17 protein-coding genes and 1 pseudogene are annotated in these 18,766 nt (G+C 37.1%); 6 read left to right on the forward strand and 12 right to left on the reverse strand.

Annotation, left to right across the window (positions count from 1 at the left end; all coding sequences use genetic code 11):
• Positions 1 to 413 precede the first annotated feature (413 nt).
• Positions 414 to 1,643 carry an NAD(P)/FAD-dependent oxidoreductase gene (locus QUF78_RS16210; protein ID WP_289325479.1) on the reverse strand — a complete coding sequence of 410 codons (1,230 nt, stop codon included), beginning with the start codon at positions 1,641 to 1,643 and terminating at the stop codon, positions 414 to 416.
• 231 nt (positions 1,644 to 1,874) lie between these two features.
• On the opposite strand from QUF78_RS16210, the gene QUF78_RS16215 reads away from it, so the two are divergent.
• Positions 1,875 to 3,235, forward strand: a protein-coding gene (locus QUF78_RS16215; RefSeq protein ID WP_289323168.1) for an IS3 family transposase whose coding sequence is annotated in 2 segments (ribosomal slippage) — positions 1,875 to 2,331 and positions 2,331 to 3,235 — 1,362 coding nt in all. Because the reading frame shifts where the segments join, the coding sequence is not laid out codon by codon here.
• A gap of 270 nt (positions 3,236 to 3,505) precedes the next feature.
• Here the strand turns inward: QUF78_RS16215 and QUF78_RS16220 are convergent.
• A complete protein-coding gene (locus QUF78_RS16220) occupies positions 3,506 to 4,141 on the reverse strand; it encodes an FMN-dependent NADH-azoreductase (RefSeq protein ID WP_289325480.1) in 636 nt (211 codons plus the stop codon).
• Between the two features lie 520 nt (positions 4,142 to 4,661).
• On the opposite strand from QUF78_RS16220, the gene QUF78_RS16225 reads away from it, so the two are divergent.
• Positions 4,662 to 5,480 (forward strand): histidinol-phosphatase, encoded by an 819-nt coding sequence (locus QUF78_RS16225; RefSeq protein ID WP_289325481.1) that lies wholly within the window; start codon positions 4,662 to 4,664, stop codon positions 5,478 to 5,480.
• Between the two features lie 250 nt (positions 5,481 to 5,730).
• Here the strand turns inward: QUF78_RS16225 and QUF78_RS16230 are convergent, their stop codons facing one another.
• Complete coding sequence (locus QUF78_RS16230) at positions 5,731 to 5,913, reverse strand: YjcZ family sporulation protein (protein ID WP_353957666.1); 183 nt, start codon at positions 5,911 to 5,913, stop codon at positions 5,731 to 5,733.
• A 640-nt stretch (positions 5,914 to 6,553) separates the two neighbouring features.
• Between QUF78_RS16230 and QUF78_RS16235 the strand changes: the two genes are divergently transcribed.
• Positions 6,554 to 6,757 (forward strand): hypothetical protein, encoded by a 204-nt coding sequence (locus QUF78_RS16235; RefSeq protein WP_289325482.1) that lies wholly within the window; start codon positions 6,554 to 6,556, stop codon positions 6,755 to 6,757.
• A 515-nt stretch (positions 6,758 to 7,272) separates the two neighbouring features.
• Positions 7,273 to 7,893, forward strand: a complete 621-nt coding sequence (locus QUF78_RS16240; protein ID WP_289325483.1) for an NAD(P)-dependent oxidoreductase — start codon at positions 7,273 to 7,275, stop codon at positions 7,891 to 7,893.
• Positions 7,894 to 8,076: 183 nt separating this feature from the next.
• On the opposite strand, the gene QUF78_RS16245 is transcribed toward QUF78_RS16240, so the two are convergent.
• Positions 8,077 to 8,817: a VCBS repeat-containing protein gene (locus tag QUF78_RS16245; protein ID WP_289327335.1), complete on the reverse strand. Its 741-nt coding sequence runs from the start codon at positions 8,815 to 8,817 to the stop codon at positions 8,077 to 8,079.
• Between the two features lie 488 nt (positions 8,818 to 9,305).
• Here QUF78_RS16245 and QUF78_RS16250 point away from each other — a divergent pair, with 488 nt between their 5' ends.
• Both QUF78_RS16250 and QUF78_RS16255 read left to right on the forward strand, forming a co-directional pair.
• Positions 9,306 to 9,887, forward strand: coding sequence for a TetR/AcrR family transcriptional regulator (locus QUF78_RS16250; RefSeq protein WP_289325484.1), 582 nt, complete (start codon positions 9,306 to 9,308; stop codon positions 9,885 to 9,887).
• Positions 9,888 to 9,912: 25 nt separating this feature from the next.
• Entirely contained in the window at positions 9,913 to 11,115 is a 1,203-nt protein-coding gene (locus tag QUF78_RS16255) for an MFS transporter (protein WP_289325485.1), read from the forward strand.
• 359 nt (positions 11,116 to 11,474) lie between these two features.
• On the opposite strand, the pseudogene QUF78_RS16260 reads toward QUF78_RS16255, so the two are convergent.
• The 8 genes and pseudogenes from QUF78_RS16260 to QUF78_RS16295 all read right to left on the reverse strand — a co-directional run bounded on the left by QUF78_RS16260 (position 11,475) and on the right by QUF78_RS16295 (position 18,741).
• Positions 11,475 to 12,199, reverse strand: a pseudogene (locus QUF78_RS16260) (GntR family transcriptional regulator).
• A 146-nt stretch (positions 12,200 to 12,345) separates the two neighbouring features.
• Positions 12,346 to 13,212, reverse strand: a complete 867-nt coding sequence (locus QUF78_RS16265; RefSeq protein ID WP_289315953.1) for a MurR/RpiR family transcriptional regulator — start codon at positions 13,210 to 13,212, stop codon at positions 12,346 to 12,348.
• Positions 13,213 to 13,237: 25 nt separating this feature from the next.
• The gene (locus QUF78_RS16270; RefSeq protein ID WP_289325486.1) at positions 13,238 to 14,134 is read right to left on the reverse strand and encodes an N-acetylglucosamine kinase; all 897 of its coding nucleotides are present in this window, start codon (positions 14,132 to 14,134) and stop codon (positions 13,238 to 13,240) included.
• Between the two features lie 56 nt (positions 14,135 to 14,190).
• Positions 14,191 to 15,276, reverse strand: coding sequence for a DUF871 domain-containing protein (locus QUF78_RS16275; protein ID WP_289325487.1), 1,086 nt, complete (start codon positions 15,274 to 15,276; stop codon positions 14,191 to 14,193).
• Between the two features lie 18 nt (positions 15,277 to 15,294).
• Positions 15,295 to 15,624, reverse strand: coding sequence for a PTS lactose/cellobiose transporter subunit IIA (locus QUF78_RS16280; RefSeq protein ID WP_289325488.1), 330 nt, complete (start codon positions 15,622 to 15,624; stop codon positions 15,295 to 15,297).
• 68 nt (positions 15,625 to 15,692) lie between these two features.
• Complete coding sequence (locus QUF78_RS16285; protein WP_289325489.1) at positions 15,693 to 17,039, reverse strand: 6-phospho-beta-glucosidase; 1,347 nt, start codon at positions 17,037 to 17,039, stop codon at positions 15,693 to 15,695.
• A gap of 50 nt (positions 17,040 to 17,089) precedes the next feature.
• Positions 17,090 to 17,374 carry a hypothetical protein gene (locus tag QUF78_RS16290; RefSeq protein WP_289325490.1) on the reverse strand — a complete coding sequence of 95 codons (285 nt, stop codon included), beginning with the start codon at positions 17,372 to 17,374 and terminating at the stop codon, positions 17,090 to 17,092.
• Between the two features lie 77 nt (positions 17,375 to 17,451).
• Positions 17,452 to 18,741, reverse strand: coding sequence for a PTS sugar transporter subunit IIC (locus tag QUF78_RS16295; protein WP_289325491.1), 1,290 nt, complete (start codon positions 18,739 to 18,741; stop codon positions 17,452 to 17,454).
• Positions 18,742 to 18,766 lie beyond the last annotated feature (25 nt).

Here is an 18,766-nt window from a genome sequence, read left to right on the forward strand (position 1 = left end):
TTGGATTTCAATTCAATTGAAAATCCCCAAACTTCGGTATTTTGTATGCTAAGCAAATCCCAGCAAAAAAGAGCCGTTTCCTGTACGTAAGGAAATGACTTTTTTTATTTCTCTAATTTGTGCCATGGCACCTGGTGAAAAAAGTACCAACCGTAGCTTTGAAATAAAGATTTATTAACCGTTCCTCTTGATCCCCCATATTAGGGGTAGCACCACTGATGCAGGCTCAATAGGTTAAGCTGTATTGTGTAACCGGGGCAACTTTACCAAGAGGATACGCTTTCCAAAATGAGATTGAACTGCTTTATAATTTGTTTGAATTAGTCCTATCTTAAAATGAACAGCATATTGTCGCTCTATCTTTATAGTGAATTATTTTTGTACTTGAATCACTTTATTTTTTAGAAATATCGCTAGATTGACTGCATGATTCGTACAAGTTCTTTTTCTAAAACAACGGGCTCATTTGCGTAATTGTAAATCCCTAAAAACTTCTCTATGGCCTCTGGATGGGAACTGATTAGCTTGTTGACAGCATCCTGTTGTTCAGATATGCGTTCATTCTTGGAAATTTGGCATCCCATGTGAAACCGAACCATAAACTCATCTTCCATTGCCTTTTGATATTCTTCAGACATTTGATTTGATTGATCGGATTGTCCCTTATATTTTAATAGAATATTGGATAATATACGTGCCCCACATATAGCATCATGGATACCCTGCGCCATGCCAGGATCTTTAAAACAAACTGCATCTCCAACTAACGCCCATCCTTTTCCCATTCCTTTATACCAGTAATTATCATAGCCTAGAATGCCTTTGACCGGTTCTTCTAGTTTTGCATTTTTCAAGCGGGCCCCAATTGTTGTATTCGGAAAGTTATCTGTTAAGAGATTGCGTAGACCGCTTTCCGGATTTAATTTCAACCGTTCTATCAATTCCTTATTTCGTAATGGGAAAATGCCGACAATAACATATAAATCATCATTCGTCGGAAAGAGAATGGCTGTGTTATCTTTTACCTTGTATACTTCGAATTTAGGAACATTATCATGGTAAAATCCAGAGAAATACCCAAAATAGATGCCGACTGTTGCCGGACTACTTATTTTGAGTTCACTTTTTACCAGCTTGCGAATAATAGAGGATCGGCCGTCTGCACCGACTACCAGGCGTGCTGAAAATTCTTGTTTCTCGTTGTTGCTGTCTAAACCTTTCACGCCTATTACTGTTTCGTCTTCACGGATGACATCCGTCACACGAAATCCTTCTAAAACAGTTACATTCATTTGAGATTTGGCATGTTCAAGTAGGATATGATCGAGATAAGTTCGTCTAATGCAATAACAACTGTCCTCTCCGTAAACCTCAGGGATGAGACCTTCTATCACGGTATCCTCAAATTGAAATTTAATATCCCGTACCGGTGGTGCTTTTGTTTCCAATAACTTGTCCAGGACACCTATTTCTCGAAGAAGAGCGACAGTATTATTGAAAAAGGTATGGGTTGATAATGTGTCCCTTGGAAAAGTAGATCGGTCCACTAACAACACATGGAAACCAGCCTTAGCAAGATAAATTGCCAAGGTAGAGCCGGCACATCCAGCACCGGTAATGATGACATCATACATCTTATTCATCGTATCACTCCATTTTTAAGTACAATTATTAACTTGCACTTCCATTTGCAGAGTTCTAAAGTTAATGCTCCTATGAGTTAAAGCAATGGGGAAAATTGATAAAAATATTCTTCATACATAAAGTATGGAAAATAAAACGAAATAAGTACAGAGAATTCCAAAGTCGATCTCCTCTACGTGAACTGCACCCCAATTGTTAGACACAACTAACAATTGGAGGTGCAGTTTTTTATGGCGAGATTTTCTTCAGAAGAAAAAATACAGGCAGTAAGACAATATATAGATGGTAATGAGGGAGGACAAACCATTGCTAAATCTATTGGTGTTCATCCGAGTTTACTCCATCAGTGGATTAAACAATTTAAACTTTTTGGTGATGATGCTTTTGAAAAACGCTATACACCCTACCCTGCACAGTTTAAACTAGATGTACTTAATTATATGAACGAACAAGGGACGTCTATCAGGAAAACAGCAGCGATTTTTAATATTCCTTCTTATGAAACGCTTCGAAAATGGAAAGTTGCTTATGAAACAGATGGATTTGATGCCCTACAATCAAAGAAAAAGGGGCGTCCATCCATGAAAAATAAAAATAATAAGACATCAAATTCTCAATTACCCGATGAAGGATCAATAGAGGCTTTACAGGCGGAGAATGAACGTTTACGTATGGAGAATGCCTATTTAAAAAAGTTGAATGCCTTAGTTCAAAACAAGGAAAAATCACCAAACAAGACAAAGCACAAGTAGTCTATGAATTAAGGAATGCATTCTCGGTGAAAGCACTTATACAGCTCGCAGACATTCCGCGTAGCACGTATTACTATTGGGTGAAAAACTTCGGTCGTCCTGATGCAGATGCAGAACTGAAAGTATTGATTAAATCTGTTTTCGATGAACATGAAGGTCGGTTTGGTTACCGGCGTATTCGTGATGAACTTAGAAATCGAGGACACAAAGTAAACCACAAAAAGGTGCAACGTATCATGAAAGAACTAGGGCTAAAATGTCTTGTCCGTATGAAAAAATATCGCTCTTACAAAGGAACTGTGGGCAAGATTGCACTAAATATTTTAGATCGCAATTTCAAAGCTGAACAACCAAATGAGAAATGGGTTACGGATATTACAGAGTTTAAATTATTTGGAGAAAAGCTATATTTATCGCCGATATTGGACTTATTTAATGGAGAAATCATTACGTATACAATCGGTTCAAGACCAACCTACTCACTCATTTCAACGATGTTAGATCAAGCTTTTGAACGTTTAACAGACGACGATACTCTCCTTATTCATTCAGATCAAGGCTGGCATTATCAAATGAAACAATTCCGTGATGCCCTTAGGGAACGTGGCATTACGCAAAGTATGTCTCGCAAAGGGAATTGTTACGATAACGCTGTTATGGAAAATTTCTTTGGTATCATGAAATCGGAACTTCTTTATCTAAAAGAATTTGAAAGTGTGGAACACTTTAAACAAGAACTAGCAAAATATATAGAATACTATAATCACAAACGAATCAAGGCAAAATTAAAAGGCATGAGCCCGGTACAATACCGAACTCATGCCCAACAGGCTGCCTAACGATATAACCTGTCTAACTTTAGGAGGTCAGTTCATACGTTTAGGATCGACTTTTTTACTTCTTCATATAGAACATTAAGAAATTAAATTATCAGGCGAAATTTTAAAAAGCCAAAATACTAAAGCAACAATAATAAATACCCACTAAATAAAAGAGATACGAATTTATTAGAGAAATGCCCCTGATTGATGAAGTAAGAATAAATAAATCCAGATATTACTTTTAATTATGCAAAAAAAAAAGAGCCAACAAGTTGTTGACTCTTTTTTTTAAAAAGTAGATGCTAAATCTTTTGATCGTGCAATGGCATTTTCTTTAATTTCTTGTGCTTTATCAGGCATTGCAGCATGTCCTTCAACGAATATACCTTCAAAGGAGGGCACTCCGAAGAATTGCATAATGATATTTAGATATCGGTGACCCATTTCCATTTCAGCTGCAGGTCCTTCGGAATAAATACCACCACGAGCTTGAATATGTAAGGCTTTCTTATCAGTTAAAAGACCAACTGGGCCTTGTTCGGTGTATTTAAATGATTTTCCTGCTACACAAACGGAATCAATATATGCTTTCAATACTGGAGGGAATGAAAAATTCCATAAAGGTGTTACAAATATATATTTATCGGCAGCTATAAATTGCTCACATAACTCTGAGAGACGACTGACTTTTGCTTTCTCTTCCGACGAAAGTTCTTCAAAGCCCTTTCCAGATTGAAGTTTCCCCCAACCACTGAAAACATCTACATCGATCTCAGGAATATTTTCTTTATAAAGGTCAATATTCACAATCTCATGGCTAGGATTAACTTCTTTATAAGTGTCAATAAATGCTTTTCCAACGGCCATACTGTAAGATTGTTTGTCATCATGGGGATGAGCTGTGATGTACAATACCTTTGTCATTTTGTATCTTTCCTTTCTTTTTACATATTTGAACATTCTAGTTTGTCTAAGAAATCCTACATTTATACAAACCTCGAACTAAAAATGACCAATTCCTTGTACAATGCGCCCTTAAACAGAATAACCTTCTTCTAGCTGGTTCGTTTTAGACCAAATAATTTTAGTTCCTGGAAACTAAACCAATCTCCAATCATATTTTTTCGTGTTCACCAATTCGATTCTGCCGCTTGTTTCTACTAGGAACAACTCACAATGGATGTTGTGTAACCGACAAACATATGAAAATCCCCCGACTAAGAAATTTTCTGGCAGGTATAAAGTTGTTTTCAATGATAAGTGATTTGTATAAAATTATTTCCTTTAAAAAAAGGGGTATCACCAGCTAAAGTAAATCCATCCCCCGTCCATAAAACGGCAGATTTAAGGAAGGTATAAATCTTCTTACAATTTGTGAGAAAGAGTTTGAATTTTGGATATGATAAAACAAGACAATATGGTTGGTTTTAGGAGGCCTAAGGAAATGACGAATTCAATAAAATTTGATCTGCACACTCACCATCATCGCTGTGGGCATGCTATCGGCACAATTGAGGATTATGTAAAGCAAGCCATTGAATACGGGTTGCATTATATTGGGATTTCTGATCATTCTCCATATTTTTATAGTGAGGACGACCATCTCTACCCAACTATTGCAATGGCAAAAAGTGAACTTGTCCCTTATATTGAGGAAGTACATCGTTTAAAAGAGAAATATGAAGGTAAAATTCATGTGTTATTAGGAATGGAAAGTGATTTCTTCCCTGATCACATTGAAGTCTACCGTGATCAATATCTTTTACACCCTTTTGACTACATAATTGGATCTGTTCATTATGTTCAAGACATTAGCATTTTTAAAAAAGGGCGTTGGAATGGTTTGACCTCAAAAGAACAGTCAAGAATCAAGGATGAATACTATGAATTAATACAGAAATCAGCAAAAAGCGGAGTGTTTCAAATCTTAGGCCATATTGATGCAATGAAGGGGTTTTATCCAGCCTTTTCATCCATTGAAACAGACAGTATTGAAAAAACGTTGAAAATCATTAGTCAAGAAGATATCGCCATTGAGATCAATACTTCTGGTAAAACAAAAGATTGTGGTGGATGGTATCCAGCGGATGACATTTTAGAACGAGCACTTTTCTATAATGTGAAGGTAACATTTGGATCAGATTCCCATACACCTGAACGTATTGGTGATGAATTTGAATTAGTCCAAAAAAGACTAAAGGAGATTGGCTTTTCTGAGTGGGCTTACTTTGTTAATAAGCAAAGGATTCTCACTCCACTTTAACTTTACCGTCAATAGGATTAGAACTGGACCGGATAGCCAACTTCCATTCTAACCAGGTCTATTGCGTCATCACATTCATAACCCTGTACCTTTTCACCATAAATATCCATATCAAGAACGGTGTTACCATATTGGTACCATTTTTTGAAACGGGCCCTGAAAATGATAAGTGTAAGAATTTACACATGCAAAGGACAGATTAATTGAAGAAGCCGACCAATTAAAGGTCGGCTTTTTTCATATACAATTTTTAGCAGAAACCGCCGTAGCCTTGAACGGGGGCAGGACCACCGTAACCTCCATCATCACAACAAATAGTAGCTCCAACAATGATCAAGAGTATAAATAATACGACTATAAAGGCGAAACCTCCACCAAATCCAAAACCGTTATTCTCACAATCACAATTTGATTCATGACCACAACTTGACAATAAAAACATCTCCTTATTTGTTTTAAGGAGGAATTAATTTTATGGGTTACTTCACCATATGTTCTAATTAGGATAATGACACAATAATCACCGGAAACTTTTTATTGATTACCATTTCGACCTGAAAGTAACGATTTAATAGCATATTCTTCTGTTTGGTGATTTCACGTAGCTTCGTGAAAAGCACCTGACACACCATCGAACACATGAGCCGATTCATTTGGGAATCCAACTATCTCGTCCAAGAAATGATTTATCCACCGTTCCACGAACCGACTTGACGTCCCCAGGTTCGGCAGTAGAAGAAACGGTGTAAACTCGTATCACTTACTGCAGGACATATTATCACCATAAAAGGCGAATCCTCATGTTCTTTTTTACTCAGTCTTCCTGTCCCATTTGGTTGCTATCCTCTTTAGAAAAGCCTGCTTTTCCATTTGTGTGATGAGGTTTGTCACGTCGGCAACTCCATCTAGCTTCGGTTTTCTAGGCAATGGCACCTTTCAACGTGAACAACAAGATAGCAAGAGATTGATTAATTACAGGTCTCTGTTCGTGAAAGAAGCTGAAAATAATATTGGATTTTATTTTGGATCAATTGTTCATACTAAATAAAAATACTGTTAAAGAAGGAGTTTATATGCCTAATCAAAAAAATAATAACCCTAACACATCCCAAAATAAAAATCAGGTTAGTCGTTTAAATAAAGAAAAGGATACATTCGATATACTTGAACAAGAAATGGAAGTGGATACAGATGTCAATGAAGATCCAAATCGGGAAAAGTTATTAGATGAATCAGTTGATGCTTTTCTACAATCGAAAGAAGAACAGCAATATTAGAAATCAAAAAAAGTGATACATAATTAAACTAGAAGACAAGATAAAGTCATTTCTCACCAATGGAAATCAGATCATTCTACCAAGTGACATTTTCAAAAGGGCCACTCCTGAAGCTATTGGGGGCCCTTTTGTATTAGTCTTGTAACTCTTTTTTCCTGACTTTCACCTAGCTCACGAGACGAGAAAACTTTTCATCGACACAATCCTGTTCTATTTTTAAATGGTAAGTTAGATTTTATAAACATTATTATCTAAAAAAAAGATAGGCAGTTCCTTCTTGGAGGCCCGCCAGAAAACGCGAATTTACACGTTAAGGATGTTCTCTATTAAAAATCCAAATCTTTCAATGATATAAATCAAAAATTGGGATTTTATTATTATAATTTGCTGTTTCATTTTTTATAGAAAAGTTTGTTCGTTTTATGATGTCATATTGCACTAAAGCTCTCATTTGTTGAAAAAGACGATATAATGTTTAGTGTAATATTTGTATTCGCAAAAGGAGGTTCTTTCTTATGAATATTTTGGTTTTAGGTGCAACTGGACGTGTTGGGAGTCAATTAGTTACTTATGCCCTTCATGATAGACATAACGTTGCTGTATTAGTTCGCACTCCAGAGAAGATTGAAATAAATAATGAAAATTTAACGATTATCAAAGGTAATGTTTTAAATAAAGATGATATCGTCCGTGCAATGCAAGGGATTGATGTTGTTATTAGTGCACTGAATACTGATGGGACAACCACATTATCAGCAAGTATGCCACTAATTATCAAAGCGATGGAAGACGAAGATATACAACGAATTATAACTATTGGAACTGCAGGTATCCTGCAAAGTAGAACCACCCCAAATTCACTGCGTTATCTGTCAAGTGAATCAAAGCGTAAGTCTACCCGTGCAGCGAAAGAACATCATAAAGTATACGATATGCTTAAACAATCAACACTAGTATGGACTATTGTCTGTCCTACGTATTTGCCTGCTGGAGAAAGTGTAGGTAAATATCGTGTAGAAGGTAATTTTTTGCCGGAGGGTGGAGTTGAAATATCTGTGCCGGATACTGCAGAATTTACATTTAGCCAAATAAAAAGTAGCGATTATATAAAATCACGTGTAGGTATCGCCTACTAATAATAGTCTTTTACTACTTGCTTATTGAACTAACCCGTTTATTGAAGAAGTAACGATGACTCAAGGGAATTGAAGTGACAAAGAAGAAGGGCATGAAATTCTGTCGACGCAATAAGAGATTAACGCAAATTATATGATAAGTGGAAATCTGTATTGATCACTGCGTCGCCCTTTGCTTCAATGCTATATTCCCCCTCCAAAAATAGCTACATTCTGCCGGTCAGGAACAAACGCTTGCCCGTTCCATTTCAATATGGTCTGTACAAACCCTAGTGAGTCGGCATTGTACCTCCCTGCTATCCTCTGATAGGCTTCGAGTTCATATATGCCGTCCCTATTAAAATCAACCGGATACAAACCAGATAAAGGATTGACCCATCCTTCTATCGGCGCCTTCAAAACACCATTCTGGTTATAAATTTCAGATAAATATTCCTTCCCCTTATAAGTTAGGTCAAGAATGTACTTTTCATTTAGATAATGACTGTTCACCTTTGCTTTGTATTGATTTTCATAAGCCACATCATACTTATAGTTTTCATTGAATGCATCGGAATCAAAAATCGGCGTGAGTTTACCATTAGAATAAGAAAATACATACGCATAAATAGTACCAGCGCTGCCACCTGTATCAATGACCACTAAAATATCATCCCTCTTGTTACCTGTAAAATCACCAAGCATAAGGGTTGGATTGTATCCTCCGTTATTTTTCAAAGGAACTTGTTCATATTGATTTGTACTCCCATTCCGGATGACTAAAGTTAGGTTTTTCCAAAATGGACTATCGAGGGTTTTATTTGCGGTAAGAAAAACATTGTCCTTTTCACCGTCCCCGTCAATATCGCCTTGCTTTGAAGTTACAATGGTTGATCTGTTCTGATTCATTTCTCTTGAAAGAACTGATTGGAGGCTCACTTGCATTTCTAGCAGTTCCTGTTTTGAAGGATATGGATTTCGGAACGACAAGGCGTTATCAATCGTTTGCAGTGCTTCGTTGGTTAATCCGGCTTTAATCTGAGTCTCAGCCAAACAATACCAATAATAAGGGTCATTCGTTTCTCGTATTTTTGTGGAATAGTAATGAAGCTCTTTTCTGATATCATACGTAACCATCTTCATCCCACCTGCCTTTTTATTCTCAATATAGAATTATATGCAGGAATTTAAGGAATAGCCGTATCTGCAAAACTTGAGGTGGTTAATATGAATTTTCCAAAAAAAATAAAAAATAAAGGAGAATGCAAATTAGACATGTCTCATTTGCATTCTCCTTTTGATTCAATTAAAGCGTCCGATTTTTCTACATTATCGCATTGCATAATACCATTCTATAATCTAATCCGCTTGCTTATATTTATTAAATTTGCTAATATAACTGACGAACGTTCGTTAAATTTGAGGTGATATTATTGAAAAGCAATGAAATTAAAGAAGCCGCTCTAAAGTATTTCACGATTCATGGTTATGAAGGAGCATCCCTTTCTCTGATAGCTGAAGAAGTCGGCATGAAAAAACAATCCATTTACGCCCATTTTAAAGGAAAAGATGATCTTTTTCTAAACGTTTTACGTGATGTGAAAGAGACTGAGCTATCTTCGAAACTCCAATATTTCAGTAAAGTTGATTCAAAAAATCCTGAAAAAGATTTATACGGATTTCTACAATTAATCATCGATCTTTTCCAAAAAAATGAGCATTTAAAATTTTGGCTGCGTATGTCCTTTTTTCCGCCAGCCCATCTTGAAAAAGCTATCGTAGAAGAAGTCATGGATATCGAGGAAAAGGTACAGGCGATACTGGAAAGAAAATTCCAAGATTGGATCAATGCTAAATTAATCGTCGGAGATGCAGCAATAACGCCGACCTATGCTTTTTTGGGAGTAGTCGATTCCATTATGCTGGAGCTTGTATACGGCAATGATGAGAAACGGCTGAAGGACAAATTAGCAGCCTCTTGGAAAGTATTTTGGAGAGGAATTTCACAAAAATGATTTACATAGAAAGAGGTGTTAATACATGAATAAACCAATTAAAGAACAAAAGATGGTATTAATTATTCTTCTAAGCAATATATTCATTGCCTTTCTGGGAATTGGACTCATTATCCCCGTTATGCCATCTTTTATGAATATCATGCATTTATCAGGAAGTACGATGGGCTTTCTTGTTGCCGTATTTGCGGTATCACAACTTGTTATGTCACCATTCGCAGGCCGTTGGGTTGACCGTTATGGCAGAAAGAAAATCATCATTATCGGATTATTCCTTTTTGGTGTTTCAGAACTTATCTTTGGTGTAGGCACGAACGTATCCGTCTTATATATATCAAGGATCCTAGGGGGAATTAGTGCCGCCTTTATTATGCCGGGTGTTACTGCATATGTTGCAGATATTACATCAGTACAAGAAAGGCCAAAAGCAATGGGCTATATTTCAGCCGCCATTAGCTTGGGCTTTATTATAGGACCTGGTATCGGTGGCTTTATTGCAGAATATGGTATACGCTTGCCCTTCTTCCTTGCGGCAGCCATTGCTTTTTTAGCATGCATTACATCCATATTCATTTTAAAAGAGCCTATGACAAAGGAACAGCTTGCAGAAGTTTCTGCTAATACTAAGCAAACAAACTTTTTTGGAGATATAAAAAGATCACTTAATCCGCTTTACTTTATTGCGTTTATCATTGTATTTGTACTCGCTTTTGGTTTATCAGCCTATGAAACTGTTTTTAGCCTATTTTCTGATCATAAATTCGGCTTCACGCCGAAGGATATTGCAACCATCATTACAATAAGCTCAATCTTCGGAGTTGTTGTGCAAGTATTCATGTTTGGAAAACTGGTAGATATCCTCGGTGAAAAGAAGCTGATCCAATTATGTTTAATCATCGGTGCAATATTTGCAGTGGCGTCCATTTTAATCTCCAGCTATTTGGCAGTACTTGTAGTAACTTGCTTCATCTTCCTTGCATTTGACTTGCTTCGTCCGGCATTGACGACATTTTTATCAAAGGCTGCCGGAAAAGAGCAAGGGTTTGTAGCTGGAATGAACTCAACCTATACGAGCTTAGGGAATATCGTCGGACCAGCAATGGGAGGAATACTATTTGACGTAAACATCCACTATCCTTATCTTTTCGCTGCTGTCATTATCGTCATTGGCCTAGGTATTACAGTCATTTGGAAAGAAGACCGATTGGCAGCAAGCTTAGCGGAATAATTTGAAAAGCACGAGGCAGATTGTTCCGAATATGATTTTTTTCAAAGTAGCTTCCTTTTTCGAGCTGGAAAAACTCTTAAACTTGAAAAGTAATATTATACTTTTATCTTTGAACAAAGATCCCTTGTCCATATTAGGCAAGGGATCTTATTTTCTTTAATTAAATTTAAAATATATCGGATATTCCTTATTACTTTAAAAAGGGAGAACCCCTTACCCAATCGCTCTTTTCAGCAATGGGACTCTAATTAGAAAAAGAAAAAAAGAAAAGCCTATCTCACTTTAGATCAAGGAAATAGGCTTTTTAGCTTTTATATTATCCCTTTAATAGCGGCATTCTTACTACTGTCTTTTATCGCTTAAGATAGTCGCTCCAAATTAATTCTGAATTTATATCGATCAGCCCGGTAGACCGATCTGACTACCCCAAGTGGTATATTGGAATCCAGGGTGCTTCTTCGTTCAATCAGCAGTACCGGGGAACCTTCAATTACTTCAAGCATTTCCGCCTCGTTTTTTTGAGCGATGGAGGCTTCAATCACCTGTCTGCTATGCTGAATTTTAAAGCCAAACGTTTTTTGAACATAGTCTTGAATGGAGGTTAAGGCTATTTCTTCCGTTAAATCCAGGGCAAGGTCTTTTGGTATGTATAGTCTTTCATATGCCATCGGCAACTGATCAGCAAGCCTAACACGTATCAGTTCGAAAATAGGATTTCCTGCTTCAACCTCAAGCTTCGCAGCAAGATCATCATCGGCTTTGACCTCGTTAAAACTGATAACTCGTGTACTTGGTTCAAATCCTCTTGAAATCATATCCTCTGAAAAGTTTGTTAATCCAAGGGTTGCTCCAATTTTTGTTGTGCAACGAATGTTCCTTTTCCGCGCTGCCTATATAAATAACCATCATTCACAAGGTTAGAAATGGCCTGTCTCACCGTCATCCTACTTATTTCATATTTTTCGGTGTATTCTTTTTCTGAAGGAATCATCTCTCCTGGCGCCAATTCAAGTTTTTGAATCGCTTCTTTAATCTCCTCTTCAAGTTGATAATAAAGGGGACTCAGAGAATTCTTTTGGATCATTTAGCGTACATCTTCCTTCCATAGTGATGTAATTTTACAAGGCACCCTGATTGGAAACATCTCAAGCTAAAATACCGTTAGTAATAATCTTGTTCGATCCATGCTTTTTAACACGATAAAAATTCCTGTAGATTAGATTCATGTTTCTAAGTATCCAAATTCCTTTTTGTGAATTTCAATACAGATTCCCTTGAACGTTCAATTTCATTTTTATTTTCATTATAGAATTTTGAAACATACGCATAGAAAATAATGCTGACCGTTAGAAATTGTGCAAAAAGCGAACTTGTTGCTGCACTTCGGAATTTAGCCTCTGGTGCACGTACATGCTGGAGGGACATATCAACTTTTTCAGTTAATCCATTGTCCCCCAATCGTGATAAACCAATTGTTTTAATTCCATATGCTTTCGCTATATCAACGAGTTCCAGAATCTCTTCAGTTTCGCCACTATTGGATATACAGAAAAAAACGGTATTCTTTGATGAAGCAGCAAGCGCAGTGGCCGTAATATGCGGGTCTTGATTGGCACTTACAATCTTTCCTAACCGTAACCATTTCTGTGTAATATCTTCAGCAACGAGCCATGATGCTCCTAGTCCATAGACATAAATTACATCTGCACTCCTCATGGTTTCAATAATATTGTCAAGAACGACCTCATCCAAATAATGTGCAGTTTCTTGTATGGCTTGTACGGAATTGGACACTATTTTATTTTTAATGGACGCTATTGGTTCATTAGGCTCAATGTCATGGAATCCTTTTTTCTCCGGTTGGGAAATGAGGGATGATAAAGAAACTTTTAGTTCAGAAAAACTGTTTACTTTTATGGAATGACAAAATCTCGTTACAGCTGAACTGCTGGCATTGGCATGATCAGCTAATTCATGTATCGTCATTCTGATAATATCATTTGGATTTTCTAAGATATATTGTGCAATTTTCCTTTCTGATTTTGGTAATTGGTTCAATAAACTTTCAATTCTTAGGATAATATTTTCAACTTGCATATGATGTAATCTCCTTGATTTTTACTTACTTTAACTGCTCCATTGCTATGTAGTAACAACCTAAGGTAGCAGATACGTCTTCTAAAATAAATTTCACTTTTGGGTTTTCAAGTTTAATATGGTTAATGTAAGAGCTTTGAACCAATGGTATATTTGTCAATATGCTACCTTTAATTGCAATTGTAACATTCTCGCTTAACTTTAACTTATTGATAACCTCAAGCGTCTTTTTGGAAAGGTGGTATCCTGCCTGACGAAGGATATTTTGCGAGAAATCATCGCCTGCATCCGCCTGTTGGACAATCAGGGGGACAAACGCAGCAATCTCGGCTTTCGTCGCGGAATAAATGAATTTCTTCAGTTCCATAACACTGTGGTAGCCCAGTTTTTTAAGTATTGACTCGGTTAAATGGCTATAATTAGATCCTTCATCCTCTTCTTTCGTCATTTTTATAAAAGCTTGCATCGCGATCCAATAGCCACTTCCTTCATCCCCAAGAATGTGTCCCCAGCCACCAGCCGATTTCTCAATACCATTATGGATGCCGATACTTACAGATCCCGTTCCGGATATGGTCAAAATGCCATCTTTTCCTTTTAGTAAAGCAGCATGAGCGATAATTCCATCATTTACAATGGTAAACGGGATAGTAAATGCGCTGCTTATTACACTTTTTATACCCTGTTGATTTTCAACTCCTCCATACCCAGCCAATCCTAAGCAAATGTAACGGCAACTTCCATTATTAATAGCAGCTACGCATTGTTCAATTGCCTGAATAATGTTAGCGATGGCTTGTTTTTCATTTATAAGCAGGTTTCCATACCCCGCTTTGCCTTCACTTATTTTATTACCCGCTAAATCATAAGCCACTGCTTCAGTTTTTGTGCCACCACCGTCTACACCGATAATATAATCCATATCATTCTCCTATTCAAAAAAAGGAAGGAATATCAATGTTCCTTCCCTGAAGATTCTCAATTAATATTGAATTGGAATTTCCCCCATGGCTCCAAATAATCTAACAGAAAAATTTCCTCTTCTGCTATTCTTCCGACTACATTTGTTTTCCCTGAGTTCTTCATTTCTTTCAGTGCAATCTGCAATTCCCCTTTATATTGTCCGTAGAGCTCATTTTCAATTAATATATCACCGCGTCTAATATCAGGCGTAAATGTTGGTTTAAAATCTTCGCTCTTATATTTTACGCGTGATTGAGTCGACCGAATAAGATAATCGGATACATCTCCACGGTAAAAATGAAATTCTTCCAATACTATTTTTTTCTCTAAATCTGTTATGGCTTCGTGAAGGTTAACATTAAATGTTAACAGACCGCTGTTTAACAAGCTAAGCTGTTTCAATTCATCTTCGGAGGCGTAGGCATTTGCAATAATTACATCATCGATTAATCCTGTCGCATACAAGTGTTTCGCTTGTGTTGTAATGGGCAATTCCCGGTGCATTTCTATTGTACATAATCCTTCCGTTATCGGCCAAGGTCCGTAAGTTGCTGCATGTGAGCTAATGAAAGCTGCCGTGCGGATATTGTGCTTTTTGAATGACTCACAGCATTTTATAAAATGAGGATAGCTCAATCCCGCATAGCGATGCGGATAGAAGTTATGTGATCCAACTAAATTTTCTTTATTAGGTTTGTAATCCATAATATTTTCTAAATATTTCGTTGCGTTGCTCATGTTTATTTCAATTTTCAGATCATAGGGATTATGTGTCATAATCGACTCTTCGTTACCTGTAAAACCCATGTCCAGCCTGATTCCATACGCACCTAATTCTGCAAAAAACGATAAGTCATTATAAGAAATGCCTAGCGCCCCAAATACCCGGGGTGCAATATCGACCATCACTTCCATATTCAATTGATTGGCATATACAATCGTTTCTTTAAATTCTTTTAAAATCTTCTCTTTGTCACCTTCAACAGAAAGCAAGCAAGTAAAGATCTTTTTGAATCCATATTTGTGTGCAAGTGCAATGTATTCGATGTCTTTTTCTACGGTTGAATGTTCTGGATAGATGGATATACCGAGTTTACCCATTGTTTAATCACCTCTTCGTTACTGTTGTGGGGCTAGCTTTTTTACAATGCGGATCATATGTTCAATTAGTTTTTGTTCACTCATTGCCGTCATCAAGTGGTCCTGAGCATGAATCATCAATAAAGTTTTTTCACTTGGAACTCCATTCAATTCTGCTTGAATTAGCTTGGTTTGTGTCTTATGTGCCAAGTTCAATTCTTCCTGACCTTGTTTAATTAGTTCTTCTGCTTTTTCAAAATTAAATTCTTCCGTTTCTTTCAATGCTTCGAATGCTAATCCTCTAGCATTTCCGCTATGTGAAATTATTTCAAAAATTTCCATTTCGTTATTGTTCATTTCAGTTGACATATCATTACACTCCTATTTATGTTAGATTATTAGATTCCTGTATTCCATATTCAATGTTTGAAAACTCTTCACTGGATGTAAGAAACTGTACTTTCATTGAAGAATCGCGGCAAGTATTCTTCATGCGCCTTTAATAGTTTTTGTAAAACCAATTCAGCTAGATCATCACTTGGAATAAGTGGGTTGATCGTTAAAGCTAATAACGCTTTATCATACGACCCTGTAACAGCTGCCTCTGCACCTATCCTTTCAAATGATTTGATCTGTTGTATTAAGCCTTGCACTTGTACGGGTAATTTACCCATTGTCAATGGAATTGGTCCATTTTTGGTGACGATACAGCTCACTTCGACTGCTGAATCATAATCAATATCAGTAAGCGATCCTTTGTTTTGGACATTTAACACTTGAATGTCTTTTTTATCATTATAAATAGAAGAAATGACGTTGCACGCTGCATCGCTATAGTAAGCTCCACCGCGTTGCTCTAATTGTGGAGGCTTGATGTCAAGGTTTTCATCTTTGTATAGGTCAAACAAACCTTCTTCTAATTTTTTCACGATTTCAGCTCGAGTTTTCCCTGCTTTGAATGCTTCCAGCTCTTCTTCCAAAATCGTTTTTGTTTTGTAATAATAGCGATGGTACGGGCAAGGCACCACACCTAAAGATTTCAAAAATCTTCTATTCCAAGCCAGAGGAGCAATATTCTTCATCGTCATCTGAATTTTTGGATTACCCAGCATTTCAAGCACTTTATCTGTTACTTCTTGATCATCAACAAACACATGCATCCCGTATACCAAGTGGTTTAACCCAGCGAAATCTATGTGCACTCTCTTCATTTCAACACCCAGCATGTTAGAAATGGACATATGCATATTAAAAGGTACATTGCATACCCCAATGACTTTTTTATGCTTGCTGTAGCGAAGAAGGGCTTCGGTTACCATCCCCGCTGGGTTCGTGAAATTAATTAACCATGCATCAGGGCATAGCTCTTGCATTTCTTCTGCAATTTCCAGAAGAATGGGGATTGTTCGTAATGCTTTGGACAATCCACCTGCGCCATTCGTTTCTTGACCAATCAATCCAAGTTCCAAGGGAATACGCTCGTCCTTGATTCGTGCATCAAGTAATCCCACTCTCATTTGCGTTGTGACAAAATCAGCATTTTGCAAGGCTTGACGGCGGTCTAATGTTAAATGTATTTCCATTGGAATCCCTGCTTTTTCAACCATTCGCCTTGCCAAGGTTCCTACAATCTCAAGTTTTTCTTTTCCTGCTTCAATATCCACTAGCCACAGTTCCCTAATAGGTAACTCATCAAATCGTTTAATAAAACCTTCGATTAATTCTGGTGTATAACTGGACCCTCCACCAATTGTGGCAATTTTTACCCCTTTGTTCATTTCCATTCTCCTAACACCTCATGCGTAAGCATTTATTTCATATCGGCCATTTTCATTTATTTATAGATAATTGCATAACAGACCAGTGCGCTTACCGCAAATAAAGACAAGAACAATAGTGATGCTTGTTTCTTGTTTTTAAACTTACCTTCAACAAAACAAACAACCATCGTCAATCCTGCGCTTATGGCAAAGGTATTTCCTAGGTACAGTGATAATTGTTTATCTATCTCCAAAGCATTCATTAATGTGTTAAAGATAAAATTAAAAACAAGAATAAAGCTAAAAAATAGAAAGGCACTTTTGTAACTAAAAAAGTGAATTCTGGATGTTGAATTCATGCCCTTTCCTCCCTCTAACAATTATTTTAAAGGGAGTTTGGAGCTTTTAGTCCCAAACTCCCCCTTTTAAAAATTCCTTATAAAGCGATATTTTTATTTTCTGTCGTTTCTACCATGTTTTCCTGCGCCAAAAGCTTTTTGTCGTACATTTTGAAGAATGGCAGATAAATAATGACGGAAATTGTTAAATTAAGCATCACGAGAACAATGGCCCTCCAATCACCGCCTGTTGAAAGGTAGGCACCTATTGGAGCAGGCAATGTCCAGGGAACCATTACATAAGTAGGGTTCACCAGCCCAACGGACGTTGCTACATATGCAAGTGTCGCACCAATTAGCGGTGTTATGATAAATGGAATGATCAATATTGGATTCAATACAATAGGCATCCCAAAAATAACAGGTTCATTGATGTTAAAAATGCTTGGAACAATTGTTGCTTTCCCCATCGCTTTACTATAGGTAGACTTTGCCGTCAAGAGCATCGCAATTACTAAACCCAATGTTGCACCAGAGCCACCAATCCAAATAAACCATTGGAAGAATGTTTCAGGAGCTATGTGGGGAATTGTCTTCCCAGCTGCAACTGCTGCTGAGTTATTCGCTAAGTACACTTCCCAAACTGGACGAGCAACGGCACCTACCACTGATACGCCATGAATACCAAATGACCAGAAGAATGTAATCAAAAACACTGGGATTAATACACCTGGCAAGGTATCGCCTGCACTGATGAGTGGTGCAACCGCTTTATCAACAAGTGAATGTAAATCAACAGCAAAAACGACTGTAATCAAGGTCATGACAAGCAGTACAATTGTAACTGGTATTAATGCTTCAAATGACCGGGCTACTGAAGTTGGAACAGAATCCGGCATTTTAATTGTGATATTTTTGGTCTTACATAGACGTAAAATTTCGACTGCAAAAATGGATACGAGCATTCCTACAAAAAGGCCATGGCCTCCGAGATTTGTCATTGGCAAAACAAACCCCACACCATCCATCATTTTTACTCCTATTGTGAACAAGAAGGCTGCCAATGATAGTAAACCTCCAGATAGGGGATCAAGTTTATAGCTTTGAGATAAACTGTAGCCTATACCAAAAGTAATATATAGAGTCATGATAAACATCGTTAATCGATATGGTATTAAAATTTCAGCTATGTGTTTTGCAGCCCATTCACCTACTGCACTATCTGCTGCAACTGGCGGGAATGCAATGATCAAAAATAAACTCCCAAAGATAATGAACGGTAACGCAGAAACCACACCATCGCGAATTGCGCGTAAATGTTTTTGCTCAGACAATTTCGCCATGGGGGTTGAAAGATTATTTTCTAAAAAAGCTACAAACTTGTCCATTCGTCGTTTTCCCCTTTTACGTTTG

The sequence above is a fragment of the Peribacillus sp. ACCC06369 genome, from assembly GCF_030348945.1.
In the GTDB taxonomy this organism is placed as follows: Bacteria; Bacillota; Bacilli; order Bacillales; family DSM-1321; genus Peribacillus.

Coding starts and splice junctions, on each gene's coding strand:
- QUF78_RS16210 (WP_289325479.1), bottom strand. CDS start 1,643: ATGAATAAGATGTATGATGTCATCATTACCGGTGCTGGATGTGCCGGC.
- QUF78_RS16285 (WP_289325489.1), bottom strand. CDS start 17,039: ATGGAAATGAACAAAGGGGTAAAAATTGCCACAATTGGTGGAGGGTCC.
- QUF78_RS16235 (WP_289325482.1), top strand. CDS start 6,554: ATGCCTAATCAAAAAAATAATAACCCTAACACATCCCAAAATAAAAAT.
- QUF78_RS16255 (WP_289325485.1), top strand. CDS start 9,913: ATGAATAAACCAATTAAAGAACAAAAGATGGTATTAATTATTCTTCTA.
- QUF78_RS16225 (WP_289325481.1), top strand. CDS start 4,662: ATGACGAATTCAATAAAATTTGATCTGCACACTCACCATCATCGCTGT.
- QUF78_RS16280 (WP_289325488.1), bottom strand. CDS start 15,624: ATGTCAACTGAAATGAACAATAACGAAATGGAAATTTTTGAAATAATT.
- QUF78_RS16220 (WP_289325480.1), bottom strand. CDS start 4,141: ATGACAAAGGTATTGTACATCACAGCTCATCCCCATGATGACAAACAA.
- QUF78_RS16265 (WP_289315953.1), bottom strand. CDS start 13,212: ATGCAAGTTGAAAATATTATCCTAAGAATTGAAAGTTTATTGAACCAA.
- QUF78_RS16270 (WP_289325486.1), bottom strand. CDS start 14,134: ATGGATTATATTATCGGTGTAGACGGTGGTGGCACAAAAACTGAAGCA.
- QUF78_RS16295 (WP_289325491.1), bottom strand. CDS start 18,741: ATGGACAAGTTTGTAGCTTTTTTAGAAAATAATCTTTCAACCCCCATG.
- QUF78_RS16245 (WP_289327335.1), bottom strand. CDS start 8,817: ATGCAAGTGAGCCTCCAATCAGTTCTTTCAAGAGAAATGAATCAGAAC.
- QUF78_RS16290 (WP_289325490.1), bottom strand. CDS start 17,374: ATGAATTCAACATCCAGAATTCACTTTTTTAGTTACAAAAGTGCCTTT.
- QUF78_RS16275 (WP_289325487.1), bottom strand. CDS start 15,276: ATGGGTAAACTCGGTATATCCATCTATCCAGAACATTCAACCGTAGAA.
- QUF78_RS16240 (WP_289325483.1), top strand. CDS start 7,273: ATGAATATTTTGGTTTTAGGTGCAACTGGACGTGTTGGGAGTCAATTA.